General features: G+C 48.5%; 25 protein-coding genes and 1 riboswitch. Of the genes, 9 read left to right on the plus strand and 16 right to left on the minus strand.

Annotated elements, in window-relative coordinates; all coding sequences use genetic code 11:
- Positions 1–3: 3 nt before the first annotated feature.
- Both J3B89_RS15725 and J3B89_RS15730 read left to right on the plus strand, forming a co-directional pair.
- Positions 4–240, plus strand: coding sequence for a DUF1289 domain-containing protein (locus J3B89_RS15725; protein WP_215398555.1), 237 nt, complete (start codon positions 4–6; stop codon positions 238–240).
- A 10-nt stretch (positions 241–250) separates the two neighbouring features.
- Positions 251–805, plus strand: a complete 555-nt coding sequence (locus J3B89_RS15730; RefSeq protein WP_215398556.1) for an MgtC/SapB family protein — start codon at positions 251–253, stop codon at positions 803–805.
- 28 nt (positions 806–833) lie between these two features.
- Here J3B89_RS15730 and sugE read toward each other — a convergent pair whose 3' ends face one another.
- Both sugE and J3B89_RS15740 read right to left on the minus strand, forming a co-directional pair.
- Entirely contained in the window at positions 834–1148 is a 315-nt protein-coding gene (gene sugE / locus J3B89_RS15735; protein ID WP_215398557.1) for a quaternary ammonium compound efflux SMR transporter SugE, read from the minus strand.
- Between the two features lie 167 nt (positions 1149–1315).
- Positions 1316–1687 (minus strand): DUF3718 domain-containing protein, encoded by a 372-nt coding sequence (locus J3B89_RS15740; protein WP_215398558.1) that lies wholly within the window; start codon positions 1685–1687, stop codon positions 1316–1318.
- A gap of 129 nt (positions 1688–1816) precedes the next feature.
- Positions 1817–1912: riboswitch (cyclic di-GMP riboswitch) on the minus strand.
- A gap of 246 nt (positions 1913–2158) precedes the next feature.
- Between J3B89_RS15740 and J3B89_RS15745 the strand changes: the two genes are divergently transcribed.
- Positions 2159–2488, plus strand: a complete 330-nt coding sequence (locus tag J3B89_RS15745) for a DUF1840 domain-containing protein (protein ID WP_215398559.1) — start codon at positions 2159–2161, stop codon at positions 2486–2488.
- Between the two features lie 7 nt (positions 2489–2495).
- On the opposite strand, the gene J3B89_RS15750 is transcribed toward J3B89_RS15745, so the two are convergent.
- Genes J3B89_RS15750 through J3B89_RS15775 form a run of 6 tightly spaced genes read right to left on the minus strand, consistent with a single transcriptional unit; the run spans position 2496 to position 9669 of the window.
- A complete protein-coding gene (locus J3B89_RS15750) occupies positions 2496–3896 on the minus strand; it encodes a sensor histidine kinase (RefSeq protein ID WP_349814229.1) in 1401 nt (466 codons plus the stop codon).
- Positions 3820–5160, minus strand: a complete 1341-nt coding sequence (locus J3B89_RS15755) for a sigma-54-dependent transcriptional regulator (RefSeq protein ID WP_215398560.1) — start codon at positions 5158–5160, stop codon at positions 3820–3822. Before J3B89_RS15755 ends, J3B89_RS15750 begins: the two co-directional genes overlap by 77 nt.
- Before the next feature lie 3 nt (positions 5161–5163).
- Positions 5164–6357 (minus strand): FtsX-like permease family protein, encoded by a 1194-nt coding sequence (locus J3B89_RS15760; protein ID WP_215398561.1) that lies wholly within the window; start codon positions 6355–6357, stop codon positions 5164–5166.
- A 5-nt stretch (positions 6358–6362) separates the two neighbouring features.
- On the minus strand, positions 6363–7661 hold the full coding sequence (locus J3B89_RS15765; RefSeq protein ID WP_215398562.1) for an ABC transporter permease: 1299 nt from the start codon (positions 7659–7661) through the stop codon (positions 6363–6365).
- Positions 7662–7670: 9 nt separating this feature from the next.
- Positions 7671–8369 carry an ABC transporter ATP-binding protein gene (locus tag J3B89_RS15770; RefSeq protein WP_215398563.1) on the minus strand — a complete coding sequence of 233 codons (699 nt, stop codon included), beginning with the start codon at positions 8367–8369 and terminating at the stop codon, positions 7671–7673.
- A gap of 31 nt (positions 8370–8400) precedes the next feature.
- The gene (locus tag J3B89_RS15775) at positions 8401–9669 is read right to left on the minus strand and encodes an efflux RND transporter periplasmic adaptor subunit (RefSeq protein WP_215398564.1); all 1269 of its coding nucleotides are present in this window, start codon (positions 9667–9669) and stop codon (positions 8401–8403) included.
- A 217-nt stretch (positions 9670–9886) separates the two neighbouring features.
- Between J3B89_RS15775 and J3B89_RS15780 the strand changes: the two genes are divergently transcribed.
- The 6 genes from J3B89_RS15780 (at position 9887) to J3B89_RS15800 (ending at position 14298) form a co-directional block, all read left to right on the plus strand.
- The gene (locus tag J3B89_RS15780; RefSeq protein WP_215398565.1) at positions 9887–10813 is read left to right on the plus strand and encodes a DUF3667 domain-containing protein; all 927 of its coding nucleotides are present in this window, start codon (positions 9887–9889) and stop codon (positions 10811–10813) included.
- A 100-nt stretch (positions 10814–10913) separates the two neighbouring features.
- Entirely contained in the window at positions 10914–11453 is a 540-nt protein-coding gene (locus J3B89_RS15785) for a hypothetical protein (protein ID WP_215398566.1), read from the plus strand.
- 760 nt (positions 11454–12213) lie between these two features.
- On the plus strand, positions 12214–12873 hold the full coding sequence (locus J3B89_RS15790; protein WP_215398567.1) for a DUF6000 family protein: 660 nt from the start codon (positions 12214–12216) through the stop codon (positions 12871–12873).
- A 47-nt stretch (positions 12874–12920) separates the two neighbouring features.
- Positions 12921–13343 (plus strand): hypothetical protein, encoded by a 423-nt coding sequence (locus tag J3B89_RS15795; RefSeq protein WP_215398568.1) that lies wholly within the window; start codon positions 12921–12923, stop codon positions 13341–13343.
- A gap of 254 nt (positions 13344–13597) precedes the next feature.
- On the plus strand, positions 13598–13843 hold the full coding sequence (locus J3B89_RS21605) for a DUF8617 domain-containing protein (protein WP_491009107.1): 246 nt from the start codon (positions 13598–13600) through the stop codon (positions 13841–13843).
- A gap of 77 nt (positions 13844–13920) precedes the next feature.
- On the plus strand, positions 13921–14298 hold the full coding sequence (locus J3B89_RS15800) for a cupin domain-containing protein (RefSeq protein WP_251372482.1): 378 nt from the start codon (positions 13921–13923) through the stop codon (positions 14296–14298).
- 345 nt (positions 14299–14643) lie between these two features.
- On the opposite strand, the gene J3B89_RS15810 is transcribed toward J3B89_RS15800, so the two are convergent.
- From J3B89_RS15810 to J3B89_RS15845, 8 genes are all read right to left on the minus strand, one after another.
- Positions 14644–15648, minus strand: a complete 1005-nt coding sequence (locus J3B89_RS15810; RefSeq protein ID WP_215398569.1) for an ArsA family ATPase — start codon at positions 15646–15648, stop codon at positions 14644–14646.
- Positions 15639–15911 (minus strand): cory-CC-star protein, encoded by a 273-nt coding sequence (locus J3B89_RS15815; protein WP_215398570.1) that lies wholly within the window; start codon positions 15909–15911, stop codon positions 15639–15641. The genes J3B89_RS15810 and J3B89_RS15815 overlap by 10 nt, the downstream gene beginning before the upstream one ends.
- Entirely contained in the window at positions 15908–17587 is a 1680-nt protein-coding gene (locus tag J3B89_RS15820) for a carbon starvation CstA family protein (protein ID WP_215398571.1), read from the minus strand. The genes J3B89_RS15815 and J3B89_RS15820 overlap by 4 nt, the downstream gene beginning before the upstream one ends.
- A 95-nt stretch (positions 17588–17682) precedes the next feature.
- Positions 17683–19572, minus strand: coding sequence for a tetratricopeptide repeat-containing diguanylate cyclase (locus tag J3B89_RS15825; protein ID WP_215398572.1), 1890 nt, complete (start codon positions 19570–19572; stop codon positions 17683–17685).
- 88 nt (positions 19573–19660) lie between these two features.
- Complete coding sequence (locus J3B89_RS15830; RefSeq protein WP_215398573.1) at positions 19661–20014, minus strand: YdbL family probable chaperone protein; 354 nt, start codon at positions 20012–20014, stop codon at positions 19661–19663.
- Positions 20015–20024: 10 nt separating this feature from the next.
- On the minus strand, positions 20025–20213 hold the full coding sequence (locus tag J3B89_RS15835; RefSeq protein WP_215398574.1) for a YnbE family lipoprotein: 189 nt from the start codon (positions 20211–20213) through the stop codon (positions 20025–20027).
- Complete coding sequence (locus J3B89_RS15840) at positions 20210–22828, minus strand: intermembrane phospholipid transport YdbH family protein (protein ID WP_215398575.1); 2619 nt, start codon at positions 22826–22828, stop codon at positions 20210–20212. Before J3B89_RS15840 ends, J3B89_RS15835 begins: the two co-directional genes overlap by 4 nt.
- Before the next feature lie 157 nt (positions 22829–22985).
- Positions 22986–24701, minus strand: a complete 1716-nt coding sequence (locus J3B89_RS15845) for a M28 family metallopeptidase (protein ID WP_215398576.1) — start codon at positions 24699–24701, stop codon at positions 22986–22988.
- Positions 24702–24823: the final 122 nt, after the last annotated feature.

The raw sequence follows: 24823 nt of genomic DNA on the forward strand, positions 1-24823 counted from the left end.
CGCATGGTTGAATCGCCCTGTGTGGCCGCGTGCCGTTTAAATACCAACAAGGTCTGTGTGGGTTGTTATCGTCATATTAGTGAAATAGTTGACTGGAACAAGCGTAATGACGCCGAAAATGCCTCTATATTACAGAAGGTAGCGCTGAGAAAACAAACAGCAACTGAGCAGAAAGGGCCAACCAGCCCGATCACACAAGCGGAATGGCAAGCGGCTAAAATAGCAGCACGTTTAGGTTGAAGGACAGTATATGCTGGACTGGCAAATAATTTTTGATATCAGCCCCTTTGCCTGGACCGAATTAGGTACGGCGTTACTGTGTGGTTTTATTATCGGCCTGGAGCGGCAACTGCGTGGTAAACCGGCTGGTATTCGTACCTCTATCTTAATTGTAATGGGCACTTATGTGTTTATTGCCGCTTCAATGTCGGTTAACAGCAGCATGACGGACCCTTCGCGCATTATTGGCCAGGTTATTACCGGGGTGGGGTTTTTAGGTGCCGGTGTTATGCTGGCCCGCGATGGTATGGTGCTGGGGGTTACATCTGCTGCCACTATCTGGGTGTTAGCCGCCATTGGTGTTTGTATTGGGATCGGCCAGGATTTGGTGGCGATTAAGCTATCGGTGCTGGTGGTAATTGTGCTGGTAGGGATAGATATTCTGGAAAATTCATCTTCAGCTATGCGTCGCGGTGTACACCGCACTTACAACGAATGGCTCACCCGCACTAATGGCAGTTTATTTAGCCGGCGTAAAGACGATACACCGCCTGGGCAGCGGCCAGATATTGATGATCCGCACTGAGCTGCCGTCCCTGGCTGGTATTGCAGGTTTAACTGCTGAGTTTTAAGCCAATTAACCCGGTCAGGATCAGCATAATGCTTAGCACCCGTGGCAGGTTAACCGGATCATTAAACAAGATAATACCGGCAATAACCGTACCTACAGCGCCGATGCCGGTCCATACGGCATAGGCCGTACCTACCGGCAACTGGCGCATGGCCAGGCCTAATAAACTGATACTGATCAGCATAGCAACCAGAGTAAATACCGATGGCCACAGTCTGGTAAAGCCCATACTGTATTTAAGCCCAAGCGCCCAGCCAATTTCAAACAGGCCAGCCAGAGAAAGTAAAAACCATGACATAGTGGTAATACCAAAAGCAGGTGGGGTCGTCCCCGTTACAGATGCGCTGGCGGGTCGTCCCGTCAGGCTAAGTGGAAAGCGGATTATAGCAAAGCCGGGGGCTAAGCCAAGCACTACAGAAAAAACAAAGGCGCCAATCTGGCGCCTTTATTAAAATAATTAGCTTATTAGCTGGCGCTACGTTCTTTGATAGTAGCGATAATTGGTGAAGCACCAAAACCATTGCTTGCTGCCCATTCTGCATCACCTGAAGATGCAACCAGGCTGCCTGGTAACTGGCTAAGAATAAAGCCTGCAGTATCAGCAGCATTGTGCTTGATAGCGTGGCGAACCAGTGGTAAACCGTCACATACGATACCATCGTATACTGCGCGTAAACGTAAACGGTTATCAGCTAAGGTTTTACGCAGGTTATTTTTGTTGTCTGCAGCAACATAAGAGCAGATTGATTGTGCCAGCTGGTCGTTAGCTGCAACTGGAGTGCTGATAAATGAAGTGGCGGCGATAACAGTAGCTAAGGTGATTAATTTTGCTTTCATAGTCGTGCTCCAAAATGAGTTATTTCACAATCTTTAATTAAGCAGCTTCAATCATTTGAAGTGCTTATCGCGAAAGGACATGCAGCATGTCGAGTAACTCTGACAGAGCAGAATAAACATCGCATTTGCGACGGCAGCCCAGCTATCGTAGATGTCATTACCTGACAACCCTTAGACCTGAAGCTTTGCGTGTACTTCCTTTCGGAAGACTTGCCTTTCGAGCGTGCGCATTTTAATTAGCGCTCGTTTTTTATGCAAGCTTAATTTGCGCTGGAACAACATTATTTTTTAAATAAACCGGTTAAGGCTATTTATCAGCGTATTGTAATACTGCTGATGTGTTGCTTTAAAGCCTGCAGCCAGCGGCTAAAATATCTTTCAACATAAGCCATCTTTAGCGTTATGCTGCAGTTATTGTGCAGCCAGGCAATAATGTTAGCCTGATTACTTATACAAAAGGGGTAAAGAAGCATGATAGTCACTTTTAAATCCAGGGCCAGCGGCGACTTGATTTACTTTAAAGATGTGGCACTGCAATTATTAAAACTGATGGGCCGTGACGAAAAAGTACCATCGGCATTATTTGCCGGAGATGTCGCAACAGCGTTAACGCAACTACAGCAGGGCTTAGCTGCAATAGCCAACACCGAGCGGGAAAAAGCAGCACAAGCTGAAGAGGCGCCAGGCAATGGGCAAAGCGGGGCAGGCAAAACTTATGTCAGCCTGAATATAAGGGCGATGCCGTTAGTAGAGATGCTGCAAAAAGCTGTAAAAAAACAATGCCCCGTGCAGTGGGAATAACACCTGCTTAGCGCTCTGTCTGGGGTTGTTTGGGTAATTGTACTGTTACTTCAAGCCCCGGCGGCTGATTACGCAAACTAATGCTGCCGCCATGGGCCTCGGCAATATCACGGCATAATGTCAGGCCAATACCGGAACCCTGGGGCTTATTGGTATAAAACGGTACCAGCGCATGTTGCAATACCTCTTCTGTCATACCGCCACCGCCATCTTGCAGGATCAGCAGCAGCTTATCCGGCTTTTGTTTTATCTGTAGTGAAATTTGTTCCGGCTTACTACCGCTTTCGTGGGCGTTTTTCAGTAAGTTCAGCAATAGCTGGGTTAACTGTTGCGGATCGGCTTGCCAGCTGGTGTCTGGCAGTTCTCCTTGTAGTTCAAATTCATACTGATCCTGTAGCTGGTTTATCAGCCTGGGCCAGTTAATGCTGCTGCGCTGTGGCGGTGGCAATTTGGCAAACTGAATATAGGCCTGCACAAACTGATTAAGCTGTCGGCAGCGTTCACTGATGGTGTCAAACAATTGCCCCAGCGTGGCATTATGTTGCTGCTGTGCCAACTGGCTACCGGAAAATGCCAGTGACGATAGCGGCGCCAGAGTGTTATTTAACTCATGGCCTATTACCCGTAATAGTTTTTTCCAGGCGTTTAGCTCCTCGCGCTGAATTTCACGGGTCAGGGGTTTTAGCAAATACAGCCAGTGCTGTTTCTGGTTAAGCTGAAACTGGCTGACAGACAAATGCCATACTGCTTGTTCGGTATTTTCCAGCCGGATCAGGCCTTGTTGGCGGTTTTGTAGTGCCACCGCCAGTTCAGGCTGGATACCGCTAACGGCAAACAGCTTGCTGCCGTCAAAGGCTTTACCGTTGTTAAGCAGCAACCGCGCCGCCGGGTTACTCATTAATACGGTATCATTGGCATCGGTTAGCAGCAGTGCTGTCGGGCTGCTTTGTAATACGGTATCAAGCAGCAGTTCACGCTGATACAAGGTGGCGCGTTCGGCCCGCAGCTGGGCCGACATTGTATTTAAGCTGTCTGCCAGGCTACTGAGTTCGTAAATTTTTTGCTGGTTAGCGCTGGTATTAAAACTGCCATCCTGCAGGTTTTGTGCATGCAGGTTAAGCGATTGAATTTCAAGCATTAACGGTTTTAAAGCCTGCCGCAGTAACAGCGCCAAAGCCACAACGCCCGTGCATATCACTAAAGTAACGGTAGCGTTGGCAGTGAAAAAAGCATGCTGAACTGCCAGTAACAACACAGCGATAAGCAGACATAGCCCATTTAGCCGGCTACTGGTGCTTAACTTTGTGAAACGCGGCAGATAAAAGCGCTGCTTAGGGTGTATCAATACCGTAATACTCCATTCGCCGGTATAACGCCTGGCGGCTGATACCAAGTTGTTTAGCCGCACGCGACACTACGCCGCCGGCTTGCGTCAGCGCCTGCTGCAATTGTACCTGATCGATATCGTCCAGCGCTCTTTTACCGGCCTGGGCAAGCTGTGGTAAGCCCAGATCGCTGCTTTGAATGTCATTAGTGCTGCTTAGCAGCATGGCTCGCTGGCAAACATTTTGCAGCTCGCGCACATTACCGGGCCAGGGGTAGTGCAACAGTAATTGCTCGGCTGCAGCACTTAAGGCTTTTTTACCGGCGAGAAAATAACGCGCCAGCGGCAGTATGTCTTCCGGCCGTTCATGTAATGCCGGCAATACCAGTTGCACCACGTTAACGCGATAATATAAATCCTGCCGAAATTCGCCGCGTGTTATTGCGTCAGTTAAATCGCTGTTGGTCGCACTGATTAGCCGTACATCCACTTTGCGCGTTTGGCTGGAGCCTAAGCGCTCAAACTCGCCGGTTTGCAATACCCGCAGCAGCTTGGCCTGACCGGCCAGCGACAAATTGCCTATTTCATCAAGAAATAAACTGCCGCCATCAGCCGCTTCAAAGCGGCCAATACGGGTTTTACTGGCGCCACTGTATGCACCGGCTTCAGCGCCAAACAGTTCGGCTTCCATTAAATCGGCGGGCAGGGCGCCCATATTCACCTTGATAAAGGGTTTATCTTTACGCTCTGAATTGGCATGCAGTACATTGGCTATGCCTTCTTTACCGGCACCGTTAGGGCCGGTTATAAGTACCGCTGCACTGGCCGGTGCTAATTGCAGTGCCATTTGCAGCAGTTGCTGCATCTGGCTGCTGGCAAAGACCAGACCGCATAAGTCTTTACCGGCAAAGGCGGCACTACGCTCACGCTCAGCGCGTTGCTGTTGCTCGGTCAGTTGTTTTAGTTTCAGGGCATTGGCTACGGTAAGCAGCAAGCGCTGATCATCCCACGGTTTGGCGATATAGTCGGTGGCACCGGCTTTTACCAGTTCTACCACCATCTCTAACTGGGTCCAGGCGGTCATCAATACTATGGGTATTGCCGGATAGTGCCCCCGCAGTTGATAAAATAAGGCTTTGCCCTGAGCGCCCTGCATTTCACCGGCGCTAAAGTTCATATCCTGCAGTATCAAGTCAATGCTGTGCTGGCTGGCGTCATGCTGGTTAAGTATTTGCCAGGCCTGCTCAGGTGTATTGGCACAAAACACCTGATAACCCTGCAACGCAAACAGCGTTTGCAGGGCCTGGCAGATTGGCTGATTGTCATCAATAACCAATAATTTCAGCATAGATTATAAGGCTTTAGTGGCAGTGGCCGGTGATATCCGGGTGGCAATAGCTGCAGGATACCATGTGGCTACAGTGACACAAAGTAGTAAGATAGTGCAGGTTAGCAGCGGTAACCACCAACTTAGAGAGGGAATACTGATTACTTGCGCTAACACCTGATTAAGCACCAGCGCACAACCAACGCCGGCGGTAGCCCCGAGTACTGTGGTTAACCAATTTTCGCTTAGCAGCTCTGTAAAAATGCGGCCTTTGCTGGCCCCCAGCGCACGTTTAATACCGATTTCCTGCTGGTGCTTTAAAGTATGAAAATAGGCATTACTATAGCTGGAAATCATGCTTACCAATAGCATCAGTGCACTGAGTAAACTCAACAAGCTGGCTAAGCCGAATTCATTACTGTACAGACGTTGTTGTTGCTCAGCCAGCGTGCGGATGTAAAAGATCTCAATGTTACTGTCTACCTGCTGCAGTACCTGCGGTAATGCCTGCCGGACTTTATCAGTACTGCCATGGTCTGTGCGCAGCAACAGGCTGTAACCCCAGTCTACACCGTATAGCGGTGCTACCTGAATGGAGTTATAGTTTATGGTACCGGCACTGCGCTGGCCGTAAAAGTCTGCCACTACGGCCGCTACCGGACCACGGTTTACCTGCCTGCCTACCGCTGGTTTATCGTCAAACACCTTATTGGCCAGGCTTTGAGTAATGACCACCGGCGACTTTGCTACGCCATCTACAGCGACTTCATTTTGCGGCAATTCTCCGGCCAGAACTGGCAGTTGCAACACATTAAAAAAATCGGCGGATACGGTGTATAACGGCACGCCATTGGCCTTACTGAGCTCTTCGCGATCGGGGTCATGCACGTTGCCATTACTGCCGCCTTGCAGCAGCGGTCCCTGATTACTGTATGCCACAGCAACCACTCCAGGCATAGTGCGAATAGCCTCTAATTGCCGCGTGAGTAAATCGCCCAGTGCCGGGTACTGGCGTAAGGTTACAGTTGTCGGTTTAAGTTGTACCTGCAGCGTTTGTTGCAACGGCAACCCCGTAGGTTGCTGCAGTTGCTGCCGTGTTTGTTGCGCCAGCAGTATACTGTTAAGCAGTAAAGCAAAGGTCATAGCCAACTGGATCAGTAGCAGAGTGGTTACCACTTTGCGCCGTTGCAGAGATTTAAACAGTAAATGTAGTGGCATCAGCGTTATTCCTTAAGTTGCTTGTTCAGTGAGCCAAAAGAGGCGCGTAATGACGGATATAGCGTTACCAGGTAGCTACAAAATAAGGTAAGTACAGCCAGTGCCAGCATTAATTGTACGTCCCAGCTGGCAAATAACCGGTTAGCAGGCCACAGGCTGTTCATTAGTTTTGTGCAGCCATAGGCAATAATTGCGGCGCCAGCCAGGGTAAAGGTGCTCATCAGACTCATATCCACCAGCAACTGCATTTGTAACTGGCTGCGGTTGGCGCCAAGCGCGCGGCGCAGGCTAAATTCGTACTGGTTACTCAGATAACGGTTTAACGATAAATGGCTGGCATTAAATACACTTACCAGCAAAAACAGCAGGGTAACGATTGCAAAGGCTTTGATATCAGCAGACTCACCGCCAAAGTAGCGCACGATATCCCGCAACATAACTAACTGATTAGCCTCCGGGCTGGGATGGCGGCCAGCGGCTTTCTCATCGGTAACCAAATTAGCCATAAATTGGCGGTATGCCTGCTGCTGTGCGGGAGTGTCTAATTGAACCCAGTATTGTAATTGGTGTATGGCTTTGGTACGGCCATCTGTGGCCAGTTTACGGTAATCGGCATCGTCATAAGTAGATGAGTTAGTATTTGATAAATAGTTGTAGTCGTAGCCACTTTCCAGTGGCAGATAAACATCTTCGGCCGGGTTCAGGTATTGACGATTATAAGCGTCGTATAGTTTAGGCAGCATTTGCCAGTCATCGAGTACACCTATAATGGTAAACAGCCTGTCGTCCAGCAGCAACTGCTGCCCAACTACGTCGGTTCGGCCAAGTATTTTTTCTGCCGTAGCTTTACTTAGCAGCAGTTCATCGCGTGCCTGATTGTCTGCCCAGATACTGCCATGCAGCAGCGGTACATCAAACATGCTGAAAAAGTCACGCTGAGTAATGCGAACGGTTACCGGCGTGGGGGGCTGCGCGGCATGCTGACGCAGATACCCGTCTGCACTGTACATAGCAGCTTTGGCGCTGGGAATATCGCTGGCAGCCAGCTTGGCAACATTGCTATAACTTAGTACAGACGGCGGTTTGCAATCACTGCACTGATAAGGTACCAACATCATCATTGGAAAAAACAGCTTGTCGCTTTTATCTGGTAACGGGTCACTGTTCATCCGGTAATAGAAGGTAGCATTACTAAAAAATACCCCCAGTCCCAGGCTTAGGATCAGCACTGTCAGCATATAAGGTAGCGGTGCCCGCTTTACGCTGAACCAACTGACTTTGAGATAGTAAAATAGCTGTTCCATAAAATGTCCTTAAGCAGTGTGCTGCGCTAGTGGATCGTACAGGGTAGAGTCGTGTAACTGGCCATCGATAATCTGGATATTACGCCCGGCACGCCGCGCCTGATCCGGGTCGTGCGTTACCATTAAAATAGTGCAGCCTTGCCGGTTTATTTGTTCCAGCAGTTCCATTACCTGGCGTGCCATTAACGAGTCGAGGTTACCGGTAGGTTCGTCGGCCAGTAAAATGCGTGGCTCGCCGGCAATAGCGCGGGCAATAGCCACCCGCTGTTGCTGGCCACCGGATAACTGGCCTGGCAGGTAATCGCGCCTGGCATGCAGGCCCACCAGTTCCAGCGCTTGCTCGATACGCTGTTTGCGCGCTGCAGTATTTAAACCACGGTAACGCAGGGGCAGCTCGATATTGTCGTAAATGCTGAAATCTTTAATTAAATTAAAGCTTTGAAATATAAAACCAATTTTTTCATTACGCAGTTTAGACAGCGCCGCATCTGACAGGCCCTTTACCGATTTACCATCAAGCTGATAGTCACCGCTGTCAAAGCTTTCCAGTGTGCCTAAAATATTCAGTAAGGTAGACTTACCCGAACCCGACGGCCCGGTAAGGGCGGCAAACTCGCCTTCATTTACCTGCAGGTTAACGTCGCGCAGGGCATGGGTTTCAATTAATTCGGTGCGAAAAATTTTGCCTAAGTTGGTTAGCGTGATCATTTGTTATTCCTATATCTGATTCGTTGTATTGTTAATTCAGGTTTACCCGGTTTTGATCTTTAAAGTCAGCTAAATTGGAAATGACCCATTGCTCACCCTCGGTGGCGCCGCTGAGTATTTCTACCCATTGCACCGACAGGGCGCCTAATTCAACCGGTTTACGTACTGCCTGGTTATTAACCACCTGATAGGCCTGGCGGCCGCCACCTGAGCTGATAAAGTCGCCACGGGCAATTTTCAGTACATTTTCTTTATGCTCCAGTATTACCCGTGCGGTTAAGCGCTGGCTCTGGCGCAGTTGCCGGCTGTCGGCCTGGCTAAAGCGCACCCGGGCACTGACCTGGTTGCTACGCACTTCCGGCGCAATATAGCTGATGGCGCCGCTTAACTGCTGGTTGCCTAAATCAACTTCTACCTGCTGGCCGGGCAATAAATCGCGGGCATAGCTTTCCGGTACGGCAAGTTCGGCTTCGTACTGGCTTAAATCAATAACGGTTAACAGCGCCTGGCCCGGCAGTACATGGCTTTGCTGCTCTACCAGCCAGTTTCCCAGTTGGCCGGTTACCGGCGCGGTAATATTTAATGCGGTGACTTTGCGTTCCAGCTCGTTCACCACCAGTTGCTGGCGGTGAATATCTTGCTGCCTTGAGCTCAGTTCAAAGCTCAGCTTGTCTTTTGCCAGTTCAACCTTGCGCCTGGCGTGATCAAACTCCAATTCCGCTTTAGTGAGATTGTCGGTGGCGATATCGAAGTCCAGTTTGCGGATGACGCCAAGCTCAATCGACTGGGTGGCCCGTTGCAACTCGCGCCGGGCTGCCAGCAAATTTACCTGAGCGGCGTTCATTACCTGTTCCATATCCAGCTGTTGTTCACGCGCATCTAACTCTGCACGTTCAGCTTCACTTTTCATACCAGCCAGTACCGCCTGCTGTTGCTGTAAATCGTTTTGCAGTGCCGGGCTGGTAATGGTAGCCAGTAAATCTCCCAGGGTTACCGCTTCGCCGGGCTGTTTAAATAACTGCACCTGGCCGGTTTCCTGGCTGTACAGGGTAGGGGCATTGGCCGCTACAATACGGCCCTGCACCGCGATATCGCGCACTAAATCACCGCGTTGCACACTGGCAAACTGCATTTGGCTGCGTGGTAAAACTAAACTGGCGCTTTCACCAACCGATTGAAAAAACGCCACCGCCAGTACCAAAGTGGTACCGGTGATGGCAACGGCTGGGAGAAACCGGCGCAGCGCGCTTTTAGGCGGGCGCTGAATAATATTGTCTTGTTGTGCTGTACCCTGGATCATCGTTGCAGTGCTCTTGTCTGTTAGCAATGCTGTGATATAGCAGCTTTAATGCCAATATTTAACTTGTTGAATATTAATGTTTTATTGTTTTTAGCCTGGCTTTTTGCAGTGTCCGCGGACAATTGTTGTGTCCGCGGCAACGTTGCGGACAACAGTTGCCAAAACAATTGCTTAACGTAGAATCGGGGGGCAGATAATAATAAACCATGAGACTAAAATGGATTTACAAGCCAGGCAGTGTGATAACTGCCATACCAGCTTACAAGGTGATTTTTGCCATCAGTGTGGCCAGGAAAAGAAAAGCTACATTCGTAATGTCAGTGGTGTGGTAACAGAGTTTTTCGGTGAGTTTAGTAACTGGGATACCCGCGTATGGCGCACACTGGTGCCGCTATGGTTCCGGCCCGGCTATTTAAGCCGCCGTTATGTGCAGGGCCACCGGGTACCTTATGTTCCGCCATTACGGTTGTATTTATTTACCTCAATTATTGCCTTTTTGCTGTTTGCTCAATTAATGCCTGAATCTGTGGTTACGGTAAATCCAGCAAATGCTAATGCTCCGCTTGCTGTTGATGGTGTTACAGTACAGCAGGCAGAAAACATTAGCAGCCTGATCAGTGGCATTAATGAAGGCGTAAAAAAACAGGGGCCGGCTGATAACGATCTGATGTTTTTATCCGATGATGACAAAGACATCTTTTACAGCAAACTGGATGCGATTATTGCCAACCCGAAACTGGCAATAAATAAATTCTTCAGCCTGGCACCGCAAATGATGTTTTTGCTGCTGCCGCTATTTGCACTGCTGCTTAAGCTGCTGTATGTCCGCTCTGAGCGTTACTATACCGAGCATTTAATTGTAGCGCTGCACAGCCATAGTTTTATTCTGCAATTCTCAGTGTTGTATCTGGCATTGCAGGCACTTGCAGCGGTTAGCTGGCCCTGGCTGGTGCAGCCTGTTGAATGGCTGGCCACCGCCACCCTGATTTGGATCCCAACATATTTATTGTTATGCCAGAAGTTTTATTATCAACAAGGCTGGGGTAAAACCCTACTGAAATTCTGGCTTACCAGCTCGTTGTATAGCGTGTTGTTTATGTCGGCAGTTATTGGCTTAATTATCTTAAGTATTTTGTGGTCTTAAAATGGGTAGCACAAAAAGATAACGCATAAAATTTGCGCTGCAGCGTATAGCGGCCTGCTATCTTTATTGCCAGTATCAACAAGTAACAGGTGGCTGGCAAATGGCACAGTTTCTGGATGTGATTATCGGCAGTTTTCTTGGCAGCAGCGTGGTAACGGCCTTGCTGGGTTTGCTGTTTTTACGGCGTAATAAAACCATTGAAACCCAGATAGAAGCCCAGTTTAGCCAGGGCTTAAAGGTGTTTGAATTTACCCGTAACTGGAAAGAGCAAGCACTGGCCGAGCTGTTTGGCCCGATGCAAATGCAGTTAGAGCGCACCAAGCGCGCCTTTCAGCGCTGGGATAACAAAAACCTGCATTTAGAGGCTGAGGTTATTCAAAAGGGCAATATCGCAATTCGTGATCTGTTACTGGCCAAAGGCCACCTGATCCCGGCGCATCTTATGACCCACGCCGTTAGCCTGATAGAACACTACGACGCCTGGATAGAAGCCTATAACCGTATTCGCAATGACAATAACCTGACCGCGCAAACCGATTTCGTTTTTGTCGGCCCGGCAGGGTATCCGTTTCCAGCCAAAGCAGAACAGGCATTTAAAGACGAGTTTCACGCCTTGCAGCAAGCGTTGTATGGTGTGTAAGTTGGCGTTTTTATTAAACAGTAAAGTATTGGCGGTATACGAAGTACAGAACGGCCAGCCTGTTTTGTCAGACGGATTCATCCATAATATTTACCGGAACTACGCTCAACTGTAACTATAACTTATTGTAAATTCGCAAAAAAATGGGTAATGTCTTGTACATAAGATTTACAAAAGCGGAAGCGTCTGTGTTTAAATACGGATGTTTCCGTTGAATAAGTGTTAGTAGTTATACATCATGAAGAAGTGGCGCATCGAATATAATCCAAACTACACTGAAACTCCTTTGAGTTTCTGGGTGCATAAGCACGTAGATCATGAAACTTGGTGTTACGCGAAACAATTTGAGCCTGCACTGCCAAAGGCTGTACCCTGCAAGGGTTATCCACTTCTCATTGTGAATGTGTTTGGAATTGAATTAAAGTTTGCATCCGTGGCTGAAGTTCAACACTTTTTGTCTGTAATCAGTCAGAAGAATATGCCTACAACACAGCAGCTTTCAAGGCAGCGAACGAGCAACTATGGTCCAAATAGACATTGGTTAAGTCGTTTACCTTCGAGTATCAAGCCATGGTCAAAGAGAGAACGAATCATTCCAATAGTGGAGAGTGCTCTGAATGAGTTCACAGAAATCTGTGCCTAGTCCGCTGTTAACAAGCTGCTGCCGGATATTCAACAGCTCCGGCCAAAAATGCGGCCTCCACTTTTGCCTGCCGCAGAGCCGGGCGTCAAATAACCGAGTTAGCTGATGGAGTAATGAGTGACCAAAAAGATCAACGATAGTACTAACGATTTGATTTATCTTCATGTCGCTGGTGCGACAGTGAGGCATACCAGCCCCTATTCTGAACTGAACGTTGATGAAAATACACAGCCTTTAGATAGCACGTTTATAGCGACCTATGTAGCTCCTTTTTATTTGCAGAGAAAAGATACTGATGAATTCCGACAGAAGTACTTAGCGGTAAAATCTTCAATAGATAGCAAGCTTGTTTCAAAATTGCTTGGTGATTTTAACTGGCGACCAAGATCTGTCGGTGCATATTTTGCTGCTCTAGGTAGCATGATTGAGCTTGAGGAGCATATTGGGAAATTGCTACTGCGTAGTGATGTTTGTTATGCGGGCAATAATTACTGTTTGGCACTAGCTTCTTTTGCGTCTCCAGCAGCCGTTCAATACCTGAAGCAGTACCTGGAATACTATCTTGAACAGTCTGACTTATGGTTTGATCAAAACTCAGCAATGGCGGCATTATCATACATTGGAGCAAAACAAGGTGAAGACTTGGTAACTCCCTATATACCTTTGTGGCAGAAGTTTATCGCTAACAAACCGGATTGGGACTTGGCTGAATCTATTGAGCTGTTTTCCCAACAAATGAACGCTTTAAATGAATTTAAACGTGAAATTAACACCTAACAATCACAGTTACGGCGGCGTTATATGCAAAGAAGGAGTAGCAGCCGGTGAGTTATGACTTAATGGTTTTTGAGCCTTCGGCAGCTCCAAAATCAAGAGAAGAATTTATGGTTTGGTATGCACAGCAAATTAAATGGTCTGAAGACCATAATTACCAAGACCACACTGTAGCTTCTGTTGCATTGCAAAACTGGTTTAAGGAAATGATTGAATATTTCCCACCAATGAATGGTCCACTTGCGTCCGATGATGTTGATGACCCGAAAGTTACAGATCATTGCATTGGAAAAAATGTTATTTATTCTGCTTTTGCATGGTCTGTGGCCGACGATGCATATCCTGCAATGAGAGATCTGGCAATAAAACACTCGGTAGGCTTTTTTGATGTTAGTGCTGACAATGGCGAGATATTGTTTCCCGTAGCTGCACCGAATGAAAAAATGCATAAACCCTGGTGGAAACTTTGGTAAAACACAGACATTGGGTAACCATGAGAAACACACATATATCTGGGCTCTCGTATCTCACTCTCAGTGAGTGCCTGCTGATTTGAGCATCCCTGCTAACTGCCAGTATTGCATCTTCATCAAATACGGTATGGCTCTGGCTGCAAAGCTCAGCCATGCTCCCGGATGTCAGCACCGTGTGGGGGAGCGCGCAATTGCTCGCAAGGCATGCACTTGGAATTAAAAACTGGTATGTAATCTGGGCGGTGATTATAAAAATGGGAAGCAAATTTTTATGCGAGTGTGGATATCAAGTGCGGACGAACATGTTTGAAGGACATTCTATATACAGAATGTTAAGCGATAACGATGTCGACTCAATTGATGATTCGGATAAAGCAAAAGACCTCGTTGAATTATGGCTTGGTTCTCAGGAAGTAATAAGATGTAAGGGCTGCGGTTGCCTCTATCTATGGGATCCGAATGCCAATCTATATGAGAAATATGTAAAAGTTAGCCTTTAAGTGCTTTGGATGTAATTCTCAAATGCTGCCTGTAAAAGGGTGTACACTGCTAACTCCCGCGGGCAGTGCATAAATGTATGGATAAAAAAATGACGTTTAATGCTATAAATTTTAAAGATAAATTTTCTAAGTTTTCTGAGCACTGGTCCCCTCGTGTTATCGCAGAAATGAATGATTATCAATTTAAGCTGGTGAAAGTAGAGGGGGAGTTCGTTTGGCATAACCACCCGGATACAGATGAGGTTTTTATTGTGATTGAAGGCACTCTGAATATTGAATTTCGGGACGGTGTTGTTAGTTTGAATGCCGGTGAAATGTTTGTGATACCAAAAGGGGTAGAGCATAAGCCTGCTGCTGCCTATGAATGTAAAATTATGATTGTAGAGCCTAAAGGTGTTGTTAATACAGGTGACTCGGGTGGTGAGCTAACGGCGGAAAATGATGTTTGGGTGTAATGTACTGTTTAATGTTGTTCTGGCCAACAAAAGACGCGGCATTTTCTGACGGCCTACCCTAAGCTGTGACAAAAAATTAACAATACGTTAGGCCGCGATGTTGTTACAGATTTTTGGTGTGGAATTATACGAAGAATTATTTTGAAAGCCCATTTAAAGGAAAACCTGTTACAGAACAGGTTAAGAACCCCATATTAAAGTTGGCCGTTATAGTTATTATTCTGGTTATTATCATGGGCATTCATTTAATGAATGCGCCCGTTACCTGCTGCTGCGCATATACGCAGAAATTGTGATGCTAGGTAAGAGCAGCCAGTGGTCAGCAGTGTTAGATAAGCAAACCGGCTATAAACCGGCTTGCTGTAGTAAGGTTGCCATATGTTGCAGTGCCGTTAAACCCTGAATATCGGTAGCTTGCAGTGGTACTTTGTAGCGCGGTAGTTTGGCAAAATCCTGCTCTATCTGGGCTAAATGCACCTTTTCCTGGCTGCGCCTGGCGGCGAGGAAGTCGCCATCGGCGTTGTCGGGTAATATGCGGTTTACTATTAAACCTGCCAGTGGCAGCTTTTCCTGCAATAAGCTTTGTACTGCGCGGCCGGTTTCCAGTATTGGCAGTTTCTCCGGTGTTAACACAAATAGCAGGGCAGTGCGGCTGCTGTCGGTTAACACTTCGCGGGTGCGTTGCAACAAGCGCTGGCGGGCCAGTAAGGCTTCGGTAATAGCTTTATTGCGTGCGTCCATACCGTCGGTGGCGTTTTGATTAGGATCAGCCAGCGGGTTGTCGATATCGCGCCCGGCTTTGGGTGTTAAATGGCCCAGTACGTCACCGAGTTTTTCTGAGCGCTTATTCGCATTTAGCAGGCCCTGGGTCCAGGCCGCCATGGCTTCGGGTAAACTTAATAGCCGCAGTGTATGGCCGGTAGGGGCGGTGTCGAAAATTACTAAGTCGTAGTTTTTTAACCCCAGCTCAATCACGTTAGCAATGCGCTCAAGCATTGCTGCTTCCTGCGCACCGGGCGATTGACGGGTTAAGCGCATTTGCCGTTCAATTTCGCTGTACATTTCAGGCCGGGTAAAGCGCTTTAGCTGGGCGGTTACTCTGGCCAGGTGTTGCTCTACCTCGCGGTCCGGGTCCAGCTCTAAACCGTCTAAATCAGGGGCTAACCGGGTGATATTGTCGCCAATTTCACGGTCAAAGGCATCGGCCAGGCTGTGCGCCGGATCGGTAGATACCAGTAACACTTTTTTGCCGCGCATACTTGCCAGTACTGCCATAGCAGAGGAACTGGTGGTTTTACCCACACCGCCTTTGCCACCAAACAGCAGCACACGTTTGTCGGTTAACAACATTTGAAATTATCCAGTGGTGAATGCTCCATGCCCATACGGGTGTGCCAGTCATGGAAGCGTTCCATTAATAATGGTTGTAACTCAAGGGTGTAGTAACTGGCGGGGTTGGGCACGCCCATCATTTCAGAGAATATCAGCAGCATAAACAGGTCGTCCTGTTCACGCTTTGCGCGCGCTATCGCACTGCGATAGGGCGCATTGTAGGCTTCTTCAGCGTAAAAACTGGCCTGGCGGAACCAGGCCTTAAATTTATCCAGACTCATGCTTTATTTGTAGCGGTTTTATTCGCTTTAATTTGCCGGGTAAGGGCAGAACTTGATTCCAGAATAACCAGTACCGCAGCAACCAGAATAATCAGATCCAGCGTAAACAGGAACCAGTCGCCTTTGTCATAGAAGCTTTTAAGCTGAATTAGCAGGCCAAGGGTGGTCATAATCAGCAGAAACACCAATGGCGCAAGGGTGTACCACATAGGGCGGCCCAGTTTAACCAGCATAACGGTGATCACCAGCAGTGTTAAACCAGCCAGTAACTGGTTGGTGGTACCAAACAGTGGCCATATCAGCATACCGCCTGAGCCGTCACCACCGGCACCAAAGGCCAGCAGTAAACAAGACCCTACCGCCAACAGCGTGGCAGGTGCCGCTTTTTGCATCCAGCCGATGTTATAAATACTGCCCCATTCCTGGAATATATAGCGCTGCAAACGTAAGCCGGTGTCCATAGTGGTACCGGCAAATAACACGACCATTACCGTTAACAGTGTTTGCGACAGCACAGTGTCTAAACCGATACCGGCTTGCAGAATATTCGCACCACCGGTAATAAAGGCCGACACACCACCCTGGCCAAAGCTGTGGTAAATAGATTGCCAGTCGGCCAGCGTAGCAAAACCGGCAGTAGCAGCAATAATAGCGGCCAATGCCAATGAGCCTTCACCAACAGCACCGAAATAACCAACAAAGCGGATATCCGGCTCTTTATCAATTTGTTTGGAGGTTGTGCCACTGGATACCAGGCCATGGAAGCCAGAAATTGCACCACAGGCAATGGTAACAAACAGCAGTGGTATTAATGACGGGGTGCCTTCTGGTACGTCGTTATTAAAAGCAGGTGCCACGATATCAGGGCCCGAGATTATTACCGCGCCGTATAACAGAATTAAGCCGATAAACAGCTGAATGCCGTTGATGTAGTCACGCGGTTGCAGCAGCATCCATACCGGCAGTAAGGAGGCAATAGCGGCGTAGACAAACAACAGCACAATCCATGTCTGGCGGTCAGATAAACCGGCAACAGTGTCTGGCAGAGATAGCGGTAACATAGGGCCAACATAAATCATGCCATAAAGTGCAATCACACCAACGATAGTTACCAATAACAGGCTCATATTTTTGCGGTAAATCAGCTGGCCGATAATCAGTGCCGCAACAATAGCACCCCATACCGGAATAGTAGCGCTGGGGAAATTAATTAACTGGCCGGCAATAACCACGGCAAAAACCGCGTTTACCATTAGCAATACTAAAAAGATAACAATCATAAAGATGCTACGGGCCCGGTTGCCCACGATATCGCCGGTTAAGGCACCGATAGATTTTGCTTTGTTGCGGCTGCTGGCCCAGATAGCGCCGGCGTCATGCACGCCAGCAAAGAAAATGGTACCAAATACTACCCATAAGAAGGCCGGTACCCAGCCCCAGATCACTGCAATAGCAGGGCCGATAATAGGCGCAGCACCGGCGACAGAAGTAAAGTGGTGGCCCCAAAGAATGTATTTGTTAGTGGGAACGTAATCTACGCCATCCTGCATTTCGTGGGCAGGTGTACGAAAGTTCGGGTCAACTTTAAAGATCTTTTCGCAAATAAATTTGGAATAGACGAAGTAACCAAGCGCCATAGCGCCAAGCCCCATCAACATCAGAAAAATGGCATTCATCTTATAGCCTCTGTAGGTATTAATATAATTATGGTTAGGGTCAGCTCAGCATAGTACAAAAATGTTAACAGGGAAGGTATTAGACTAAAGTCGGGCTATACAAGGCTGACAGCCTGGTTTCTGCCGGCGGCTTTGGCCTGATACAGTGCATCATCTGCACGGCCCAGCGTAATGTTTAATAACTCATCGTGGCGGCTTTGTGCAATACCCAAGCTGCAGGTAATAGAAAACGGCTGCTTGCTGTCGTTTACCTCAATAGCTGCTACGGCATGACGCAAACGCTCGGCTATTATCTCTGCCTGTTGTAGTTTGGTATCGGGCAGCACAATCAAAAACTCTTCGCCACCGGTACGGCCGAAGTGGTCTTGCTCACGCAATAAACTGCTGACTGTAAGACTGAACTGCTGCAGAGCCAGGTCACCGGCTTCGTGGCCGTAACGGTCGTTTACCTGTTTAAAGTGATCCAAATCGAGGATTAGAAAACTCAGTGGCAGGGTGGTATCAAGTGCTTTTACCCGTTCCTGCTCGGCCAGCAACATAATACGCCGACGGTTCGCTATGCCGGTTAGCTCGTCTGTCATGGCGAGGTTATGCAACCTGCGGTTGCGTTGTTTTAGCGATAAAGCCGCACTAAATAAAATCAGCAGTAGTAAAGCAATTAAGCTTAACGCTACATATTGCCAGCGCTGAGCCAGCTGCAGGGTGCTGACATGCTGTTGCATCAGGGCTTTTTCTGCCGCCAGTTGCTGGTTGCGCTCTTGTTGGCGGGCTGAGTCAAACTGGATGCGCAGTAAATTGCTTTGTTGCTCTTTGGCTTGTTGCTGTTGTTGCTGATTACTGCTGACATAGTGCTGCAGCATTTGGTAGGCTGCAATACCATCACCGGTTGCCGCCAGAGCCGCCGCTTTTACCTGATACAGCATCAACCGGTAGCGTGGGTTGTCATCAATGCTGAGATAGTGCTCTGCCAGTGAAATCTGATGCAGCGCATCTTCGGGCTGTTGCAGCGCAATAAGGGTTTCGCTGTGGTACAGCGCCAGTAGCCCTTTGTAGGTGGCAAGCGAAGACTGATCCGGTACTGTGCTGCTCTCCAGCTCGGCAAATGCCTGCTGGTGAAACAGCAAAGCATTATCATATTGCTGCAACAGATTATATATCCACACCAGGTTTACCTTTATATGGGTTTGCCATAGCGGCTCATCCAGCTGTTGATATGCCTGTAAAGCTTGTTCAAGCAGAACAAGAGCCTGTTGTGGCTGGCCAAGCTCAGCGTAAGAAAAGGCTTTTTCGTTCAGGATCATCGCCAAACGAAATTGCTCCTGGGGCGCAGTAAATTCCTGCTCAGCTTGTTGCAGATAATTCAGTGCATCCTGATACAAACCCATGCGGCGGTAAGTGGCGGCGATGGATAACACTAAATCATTAATGTAAGGGCGATATCCCAAACTAAGCTGCAGCTGATAGGCGCTGACATAATGTTGCATGGCATCGGCATAATTGCCGCGGTAAGAGGCAATATTGCCCAGTAAACTTAAACTAATGGCAATGCTAAGTGGGTTTTCGCTGGCACTGGCGGCGTCATAGCTAAGCCGGGCATTTTGCTCTGCCAGCTGGATTTGCCCCAGTTGGCTGTATAGATAATAGCGGCAGACATAATAGTCGGCCAATGCTTCGTGATCCTGTTTTGCTTTTGCCTGGCTGATTTTTTCATCACTAAAGCTGATGCCCTGCTCTGGTTTATCAAAATACGCCAAAGTGCAGCGCAGCCGGTTGAGCATACTGCTACGTTTGATGTCATCTGCGGGTAGGGCGGTTTCAAGTTCAAGCAGGGTTTGCTGATAATCAGCAATGCTAAAAAATGGCCGTTCGCCTCGTTCTATTTGTTTAATCAGGGCGTCAAACTGCTGCGGTTGTGCCCGCTCACTGGCGCCGTATAAACTGCCGCAAAACAAACAAAGAAAGCCGATATAAGGTTTTACTGGCATAAATAAGCCCTATGCCAATAAGTTACAGGCTCCGGCATCTTGTCTGAAGATGCCGGCTTGGTATATGTCAGGCTTAAAGGGCCAGGGCTCAGGGCTTTTTAATCCAGTTACCGTCAAGCAGAATATAATGGCCGGCGCTGGTACGCTCGAGGGCTTTTTTGCCTGCCATTGCTTCTACATCTGCTACCGCTATGTTGTTTTGTTGTGCCAGTTTGGCATATTCAGCGCGGCGGGCGTCGTTAATCAGTTTGACAATACTGGCTGCGTCGCCGCTGTTGTTAACTACACCTAAATAGCCGTTAGCCTGCTCGCCAACCAGGCCTTGTGCTTTGGCCTGGCCCAGTGCCGACATCGCTTGCTGTAAATTCATTGCCAATACCGGCAGGCTAATGGCAAACAGTGCAGGTAACAGTAGCAGTTTTAATTTATTAAACCGTTTCATCTTGTGCTCCTTAGAATAAACCACTGTCATCGCTGAACAATTCATCCAGCTGTTTATCGACTTTAATATAGATCTCGTGCTGAATTTTCACATTCAGGTTGATGTTAATCGGTTCGGCTGGCATAGCCACCTGCACTTTGGGGGTGCAGGCAGCCAGTAACAGTGCCAGCACGACTGCTCCGCTAAGTTGTTGTATCATGGTTGTACTCCGTTAGCGCGTTTTGCGCCTGACTGTTGTAAACGTTGTTGCACCCGTTGCTTTATTTTATCGCTGATTTTGCTGCTAAGCTGCAGGCTGGTGATCAGTGCCGGTATATCTTCTTCTAAATTAATATTCAGATTTATTGCCCGGCCAGCTTCCAGCGCCGGGTTTTGTCCTCTGAGGGTCAAACCCAGCAACAATTTACCACTGGTATCATAGCTGACATTGCTCGACAGCACCGAATAATGAAAATCGTCCAGTGCTTCCAGCACCACTTTCATGCCCTGGTTGGTTGCTGCCATAGATTGTGCTGTCGGTGGCCGGTACTGTAACTTGCCGCCGGGGCTTTCTGCAGCAATGCTACCATCTTTTACGCTGGCACCATTACGCCCCAGCAGCAGTGGAATAGTGCCGGAGATCCGGCCGTTGCCGGTAAGATCGGTAGTAGGGTGTTGTTGCAGCAACTGGGTTAAGTCTATTTGTTTTAACTCGAGTAATAACTGCTGCTCTGCCAGGGTTAAATCCAGTAGTACCGGCTGCACCTGTACCTGCCCTCCCATGGCCAGCAGTTGTAACTGCTGTATATCCAGTTTACCGGCAGTAATGGCATCGCTACTGGCGGTATACTGTGCATTCAGTTTTAGCGGCCCCACCACCACGCCGTGCTCAATTTCGGCCACAGTGGCATCAGCTGTACCAAGTTGCAGCGTATCTGCCCGGTATTGTAGCTGCAGCGCTGCGGTTAACTCTTTAAACAGGCTGCGATCATAAATACCACTGACACCAGAGAAATTAATGTTAGCACTGGCACTGATTGCCGGTAGCAGGGTTAGTTCACCGGTGCCACCAATGCGGCCACGGCTAAACTCGAGTAAATCGGGCCAGGTGGTTAAGGTTGCGGCCAGCGGATTACCAGCCAGCAAAAACATATCATCCAGTTGCCAGCTAAGCTCAAGCTGATCCTGCTGATAACGCAGTTGATGTTTTAGTCCCAGGCTTGCAGCATTGCTTACATGGCCGTCAAGCGTTAATGCGCTAAGTTCGCCGCTGAGTTTACTTTGCCACTGCCAGCTTTGGGTTTTCAGCTGCGGATGTTCAAGCCCGGCCACACTAAGGTTGATATCGCTATGCAGCTGAATCTGGCTGAAGCGCTCATCACCGCTAAACCGGCCGGGGCTAATGTTGAGTTTAATATTGCGGCCATGAATATCCGGTGCGCTCAGGGTCGCGGCACTGGCGGTTAACTGCTGTACATCTAACTGCCAGCTGTCGGCCAGCCAGTAAGCGTTAAAGTTACTGTTAAGTTGTATATCGGTCAGTTTAGTGTCTGGTGCCGGGTTAAACAGCTGTTGTTTAAGGCTTAGCCTGGCCTGTTGCAGCTGCGCACTGATAGGCGGGGTAAGGTTAAGCATTACATTGCTGGTTAAACCCAGCACGGTTTTACCTTCGCTGTTAAGTGCAACATAAAGTGGCAGAGCGTTAAGTTGCGGTTGGCTTTTACCGTCGGCATTAACGGTAATATGCAGGGCATCGGCATTCAGGCCCAATTGCAGTGCATCACCGGATAACTGTGGTTTTAATAAGGTTAGCTGGCTGTTTAACTGATACTGGCTTAGCTCGCCTTGCTCAAGAGCAAGTTTAGCGGCTACCGTGCCTTGTAACTGGCCTATACCCGGCAGGCTAAGTGGTGCGGGCAGGTTAGCACTTAGCTGCCAGCTACCACTGGCTTGCTGGCTAAAGCTGGCCAGGCTGAGTTGATCCGGCAATGCCAATTGCCAGTTGCTTTGCACCGTTACCGGTGCGGTAAACTGGGCTAAAGCATCTGCCGGCAGCTCAACTTGCCACAGCTTAAATTGTTGCTGTAGCCAGGGGGAGGGCGGAGCAATATCCAGCTTAAATTCGCCACTGGCGTTAACGCCGTTATGGGCTGAAAGTTGCTGGCTAAGCTCAAGCCTGGCGCTGTCATCCAGCATAAGTTGGATATTAAGCAGAGGCAGGTTTTGTATGGTCTGGTAATCGCCGCTTAGTTTGAGCCGCGCGATATTGCTGCTGGCTGCATCGGTATTGGCTGTGTCGGTATTGGCTGCAGCGGTACTGGCAGCATCAGCAACAGTAAGCTGGTACTGCAGTTTTTGCTGCACTATGCTCAGTTCAGCCTGTAGCTGATAACTGCATCGGCTCTGGCCGCAGGGCAGGTTAATACCAAGCTGTTGCAGCGAAACGGTGCCGGGTAATATGGCTGGCAACTGCCAGTTTTCCGGCAGGCTAAAAGAAGGCTCTGATGGTGTTTCTGCATTGGTGTCATGCTGTGGCCAGTGGGTAAGGGTAATATTGCCGCTGCCCAACTGCACATGATTAAGCGCCACACTAAACCAGGCCGGAAACTGCCAGCTAACTGCAATGTCGTTCAACTGTACGTGAACATCTGCAGTATCAATATTGAAGCTAACCTGGCTTAACTGCAATTGGTGCAGCGACAGAGCTTTAACCTCATAATGCAGGTTTTGCACGGGCAGGGCTGCCAGCGTTTTCTGCAGGTACCAGTAACCCGTAGCCACTAACAGCAGCATTAGCACTAAAGCTGTAAGCAGTGTTTTATGCCACCAGCGCATGAAATTATCCTTTAGTCAGTTAAGCCGACAGTAAGCTGAACTTACTGAATAGATTATGAATATATCAGCTGGGCCGGGTTATCTCTATGTAGCAGTGGGATAAAAATAGCTGCAATAAAAAAGGGCAGCCTTAGCTGCCCCGGTACCTTAAGGTTTTTTATTTACGCGCATCGGCTGAGGCATCGCGTATTGCTTTAAATTCGTTACCCTGATTCCAGTTTGGCCAGTGGCGGCTGTTAGCCAGCTCGTTGCCAACCTGATAAAACAGGAATAAGTCTTGTTGGGCGCCGCGTAAATCCCAGTTGTCGCTCCACTCGTCGTTTACCTTGTGGTAACAGCAGGCATTGTATTCAGCACGCTGGGCTTTGCCCCATTCTATGCCTTTTTCAAAGTGGTCGTTGCCGCCTTTTGCGTAAAGAATTGGTACACCTTTTTTCGACAGATTAAAGTGATCTGAACGATAAGCGATACCGGCTTCCGGGTTATGCTCACGCACGGCATAACGGCCTTGTTGTTCGGTATACTTGATCAAAATATCTTCAGCATTATTATTGCCCAGGCCAACAATCACCATATCTTTCATCGGGCCATAAACGTTCATTACGTCCATATTAATGCCTACCACGGTTTTCTCCAGTGGGAATACCGGGTTAGCGGCATACCAGGCAGAGCCTAATAAACCACGCTCTTCAGCTGTTACCGCAACAAATACCACTGAGCGCTCTGGCTGAGGCTGCTGGGTAAAGTACTCCGCCAGCGCCAGTAAGCCGCCGGTGCCGGATGCATTATCCTGAGCGCCGTTAAATACTTTGTTTTTCGGGTTAGAGAAGTCCATTCCCAGGTGATCCCAGTGTGCCATATACAGCACATACTCATCCGGATATTTGCTGCCTTCGATATAACCCACCACATTGCTGGATACCAGCTCACGCAGGTTGTTATTTATGCTGACAGATGCAGTGGCATTTAGCGCTACTGGTGCAAAATCTTTTTCCAGTGCTTTTTTATGCATGCTGGCTAAATCGGTACCAATGTTAGCAAACAGCTTTTCGGCGGCTTCAGTTGTTACCCAGCCTTCTACTTTGGCACGATCCATATTTTTGTTTTCGTTGATTAGATCAAATTTAATCGGTGAGCCATGGGCTACCACACCCCAACCGTAGCTTGCCGGCGCCGTTTCATGAATAATCAGCGCCATAGCAGCACCCTGGCGGGCTGCTTCTTCAAACTTGTAGGTCCAGCGGCCGTAGTAGGTCATGGCATTGCCGTTAAATAATGCCGGATCCTGGGTAGCAAAGCCCGGATCGTTTACAAACATCACCACAGTTTTACCTGCTACGTCCAGACCTTCATAGTCGTTCCAGCCGTATTCAGGTGCTACTATACCGTAGCCGACAAACACCATTTCGCTATCAGTTACCTCAACCTGCTCGGTTACCTGGGTGGTCCAGGCTGTCATGTCGTCGCGGTAGTTAAACTGCGCCGGTAACTTATCGCCTTTTAATGTCATGGCTGATACCTGAACCGGGTCAATCTGTACCAGTGATACCGGTTGTTTATAGCTGTCGCCATCAATAGGTTTTAAACCGATGCGGCGGAAATTGTCTTCCAGAAAAGCTACGGTTAATTCTTCACCTTTTGTGGCCGGTGCGCGGCCCTGAAATTCGTCCGCTGATAGTGTTTTAATGTATTCACCTAAACGCGGATTGACTTCGGTAAACTGTAATTCGCTGCTTTTAGCTTCAGTTTCGCTTACGACTGTAGAGTTAACTTCTGCTGTTTTTTCGTTGGCTGGTTGCTCTGAGCAGGCGGTTAATACCGCAAGTGCTGTCAGCGCAGTAGCAAGTGCGCTAAAGCGGGAAAGGCTAATCATAGTGGCTCCGTGGTTTTTTCTTGTTGTTTGCTTCGGTAGCTGACGCTTTGTAGCGGCGCCAGTTGGGCAAAATCAGTTTATCTTAGCGTAACTGAAATCAGGCGACCAGCTTACCGGTCGCC

This window comes from Rheinheimera oceanensis (assembly GCF_018831085.1).
Lineage (GTDB): Bacteria > Pseudomonadota > Gammaproteobacteria > Enterobacterales > Alteromonadaceae > Alishewanella > Alishewanella oceanensis.

Bases quoted from the DNA above. Each gene is read 5' to 3' on its own strand.
- J3B89_RS15725 (WP_215398555.1), top strand. From the start codon at position 4: ATGGTTGAATCGCCCTGTGTGGCCGCGTGCCGTTTAAATACCAACAAG.
- J3B89_RS15730 (WP_215398556.1), top strand. From the start codon at position 251: ATGCTGGACTGGCAAATAATTTTTGATATCAGCCCCTTTGCCTGGACC.
- sugE (WP_215398557.1), bottom strand. From the start codon at position 1,148: ATGTCATGGTTTTTACTTTCTCTGGCTGGCCTGTTTGAAATTGGCTGG.
- J3B89_RS15740 (WP_215398558.1), bottom strand. From the start codon at position 1,687: ATGAAAGCAAAATTAATCACCTTAGCTACTGTTATCGCCGCCACTTCA.
- J3B89_RS15745 (WP_215398559.1), top strand. From the start codon at position 2,159: ATGATAGTCACTTTTAAATCCAGGGCCAGCGGCGACTTGATTTACTTT.
- J3B89_RS15755 (WP_215398560.1), bottom strand. From the start codon at position 5,160: ATGCTGAAATTATTGGTTATTGATGACAATCAGCCAATCTGCCAGGCC.
- J3B89_RS15760 (WP_215398561.1), bottom strand. From the start codon at position 6,357: ATGCCACTACATTTACTGTTTAAATCTCTGCAACGGCGCAAAGTGGTA.
- J3B89_RS15765 (WP_215398562.1), bottom strand. From the start codon at position 7,661: ATGGAACAGCTATTTTACTATCTCAAAGTCAGTTGGTTCAGCGTAAAG.
- J3B89_RS15770 (WP_215398563.1), bottom strand. From the start codon at position 8,369: ATGATCACGCTAACCAACTTAGGCAAAATTTTTCGCACCGAATTAATT.
- J3B89_RS15775 (WP_215398564.1), bottom strand. From the start codon at position 9,669: ATGATCCAGGGTACAGCACAACAAGACAATATTATTCAGCGCCCGCCT.
- J3B89_RS15780 (WP_215398565.1), top strand. From the start codon at position 9,887: ATGGATTTACAAGCCAGGCAGTGTGATAACTGCCATACCAGCTTACAA.
- J3B89_RS15785 (WP_215398566.1), top strand. From the start codon at position 10,914: ATGGCACAGTTTCTGGATGTGATTATCGGCAGTTTTCTTGGCAGCAGC.
- J3B89_RS21605 (WP_491009107.1), top strand. From the start codon at position 13,598: ATGGGAAGCAAATTTTTATGCGAGTGTGGATATCAAGTGCGGACGAAC.
- J3B89_RS15800 (WP_251372482.1), top strand. From the start codon at position 13,921: ATGGATAAAAAAATGACGTTTAATGCTATAAATTTTAAAGATAAATTT.
- J3B89_RS15810 (WP_215398569.1), bottom strand. From the start codon at position 15,648: ATGTTGTTAACCGACAAACGTGTGCTGCTGTTTGGTGGCAAAGGCGGT.
- J3B89_RS15815 (WP_215398570.1), bottom strand. From the start codon at position 15,911: ATGAGTCTGGATAAATTTAAGGCCTGGTTCCGCCAGGCCAGTTTTTAC.
- J3B89_RS15820 (WP_215398571.1), bottom strand. From the start codon at position 17,587: ATGAATGCCATTTTTCTGATGTTGATGGGGCTTGGCGCTATGGCGCTT.
- J3B89_RS15825 (WP_215398572.1), bottom strand. From the start codon at position 19,572: ATGCCAGTAAAACCTTATATCGGCTTTCTTTGTTTGTTTTGCGGCAGT.
- J3B89_RS15830 (WP_215398573.1), bottom strand. From the start codon at position 20,014: ATGAAACGGTTTAATAAATTAAAACTGCTACTGTTACCTGCACTGTTT.
- J3B89_RS15835 (WP_215398574.1), bottom strand. From the start codon at position 20,213: ATGATACAACAACTTAGCGGAGCAGTCGTGCTGGCACTGTTACTGGCT.
- J3B89_RS15840 (WP_215398575.1), bottom strand. From the start codon at position 22,828: ATGCGCTGGTGGCATAAAACACTGCTTACAGCTTTAGTGCTAATGCTG.
- J3B89_RS15845 (WP_215398576.1), bottom strand. From the start codon at position 24,701: ATGATTAGCCTTTCCCGCTTTAGCGCACTTGCTACTGCGCTGACAGCA.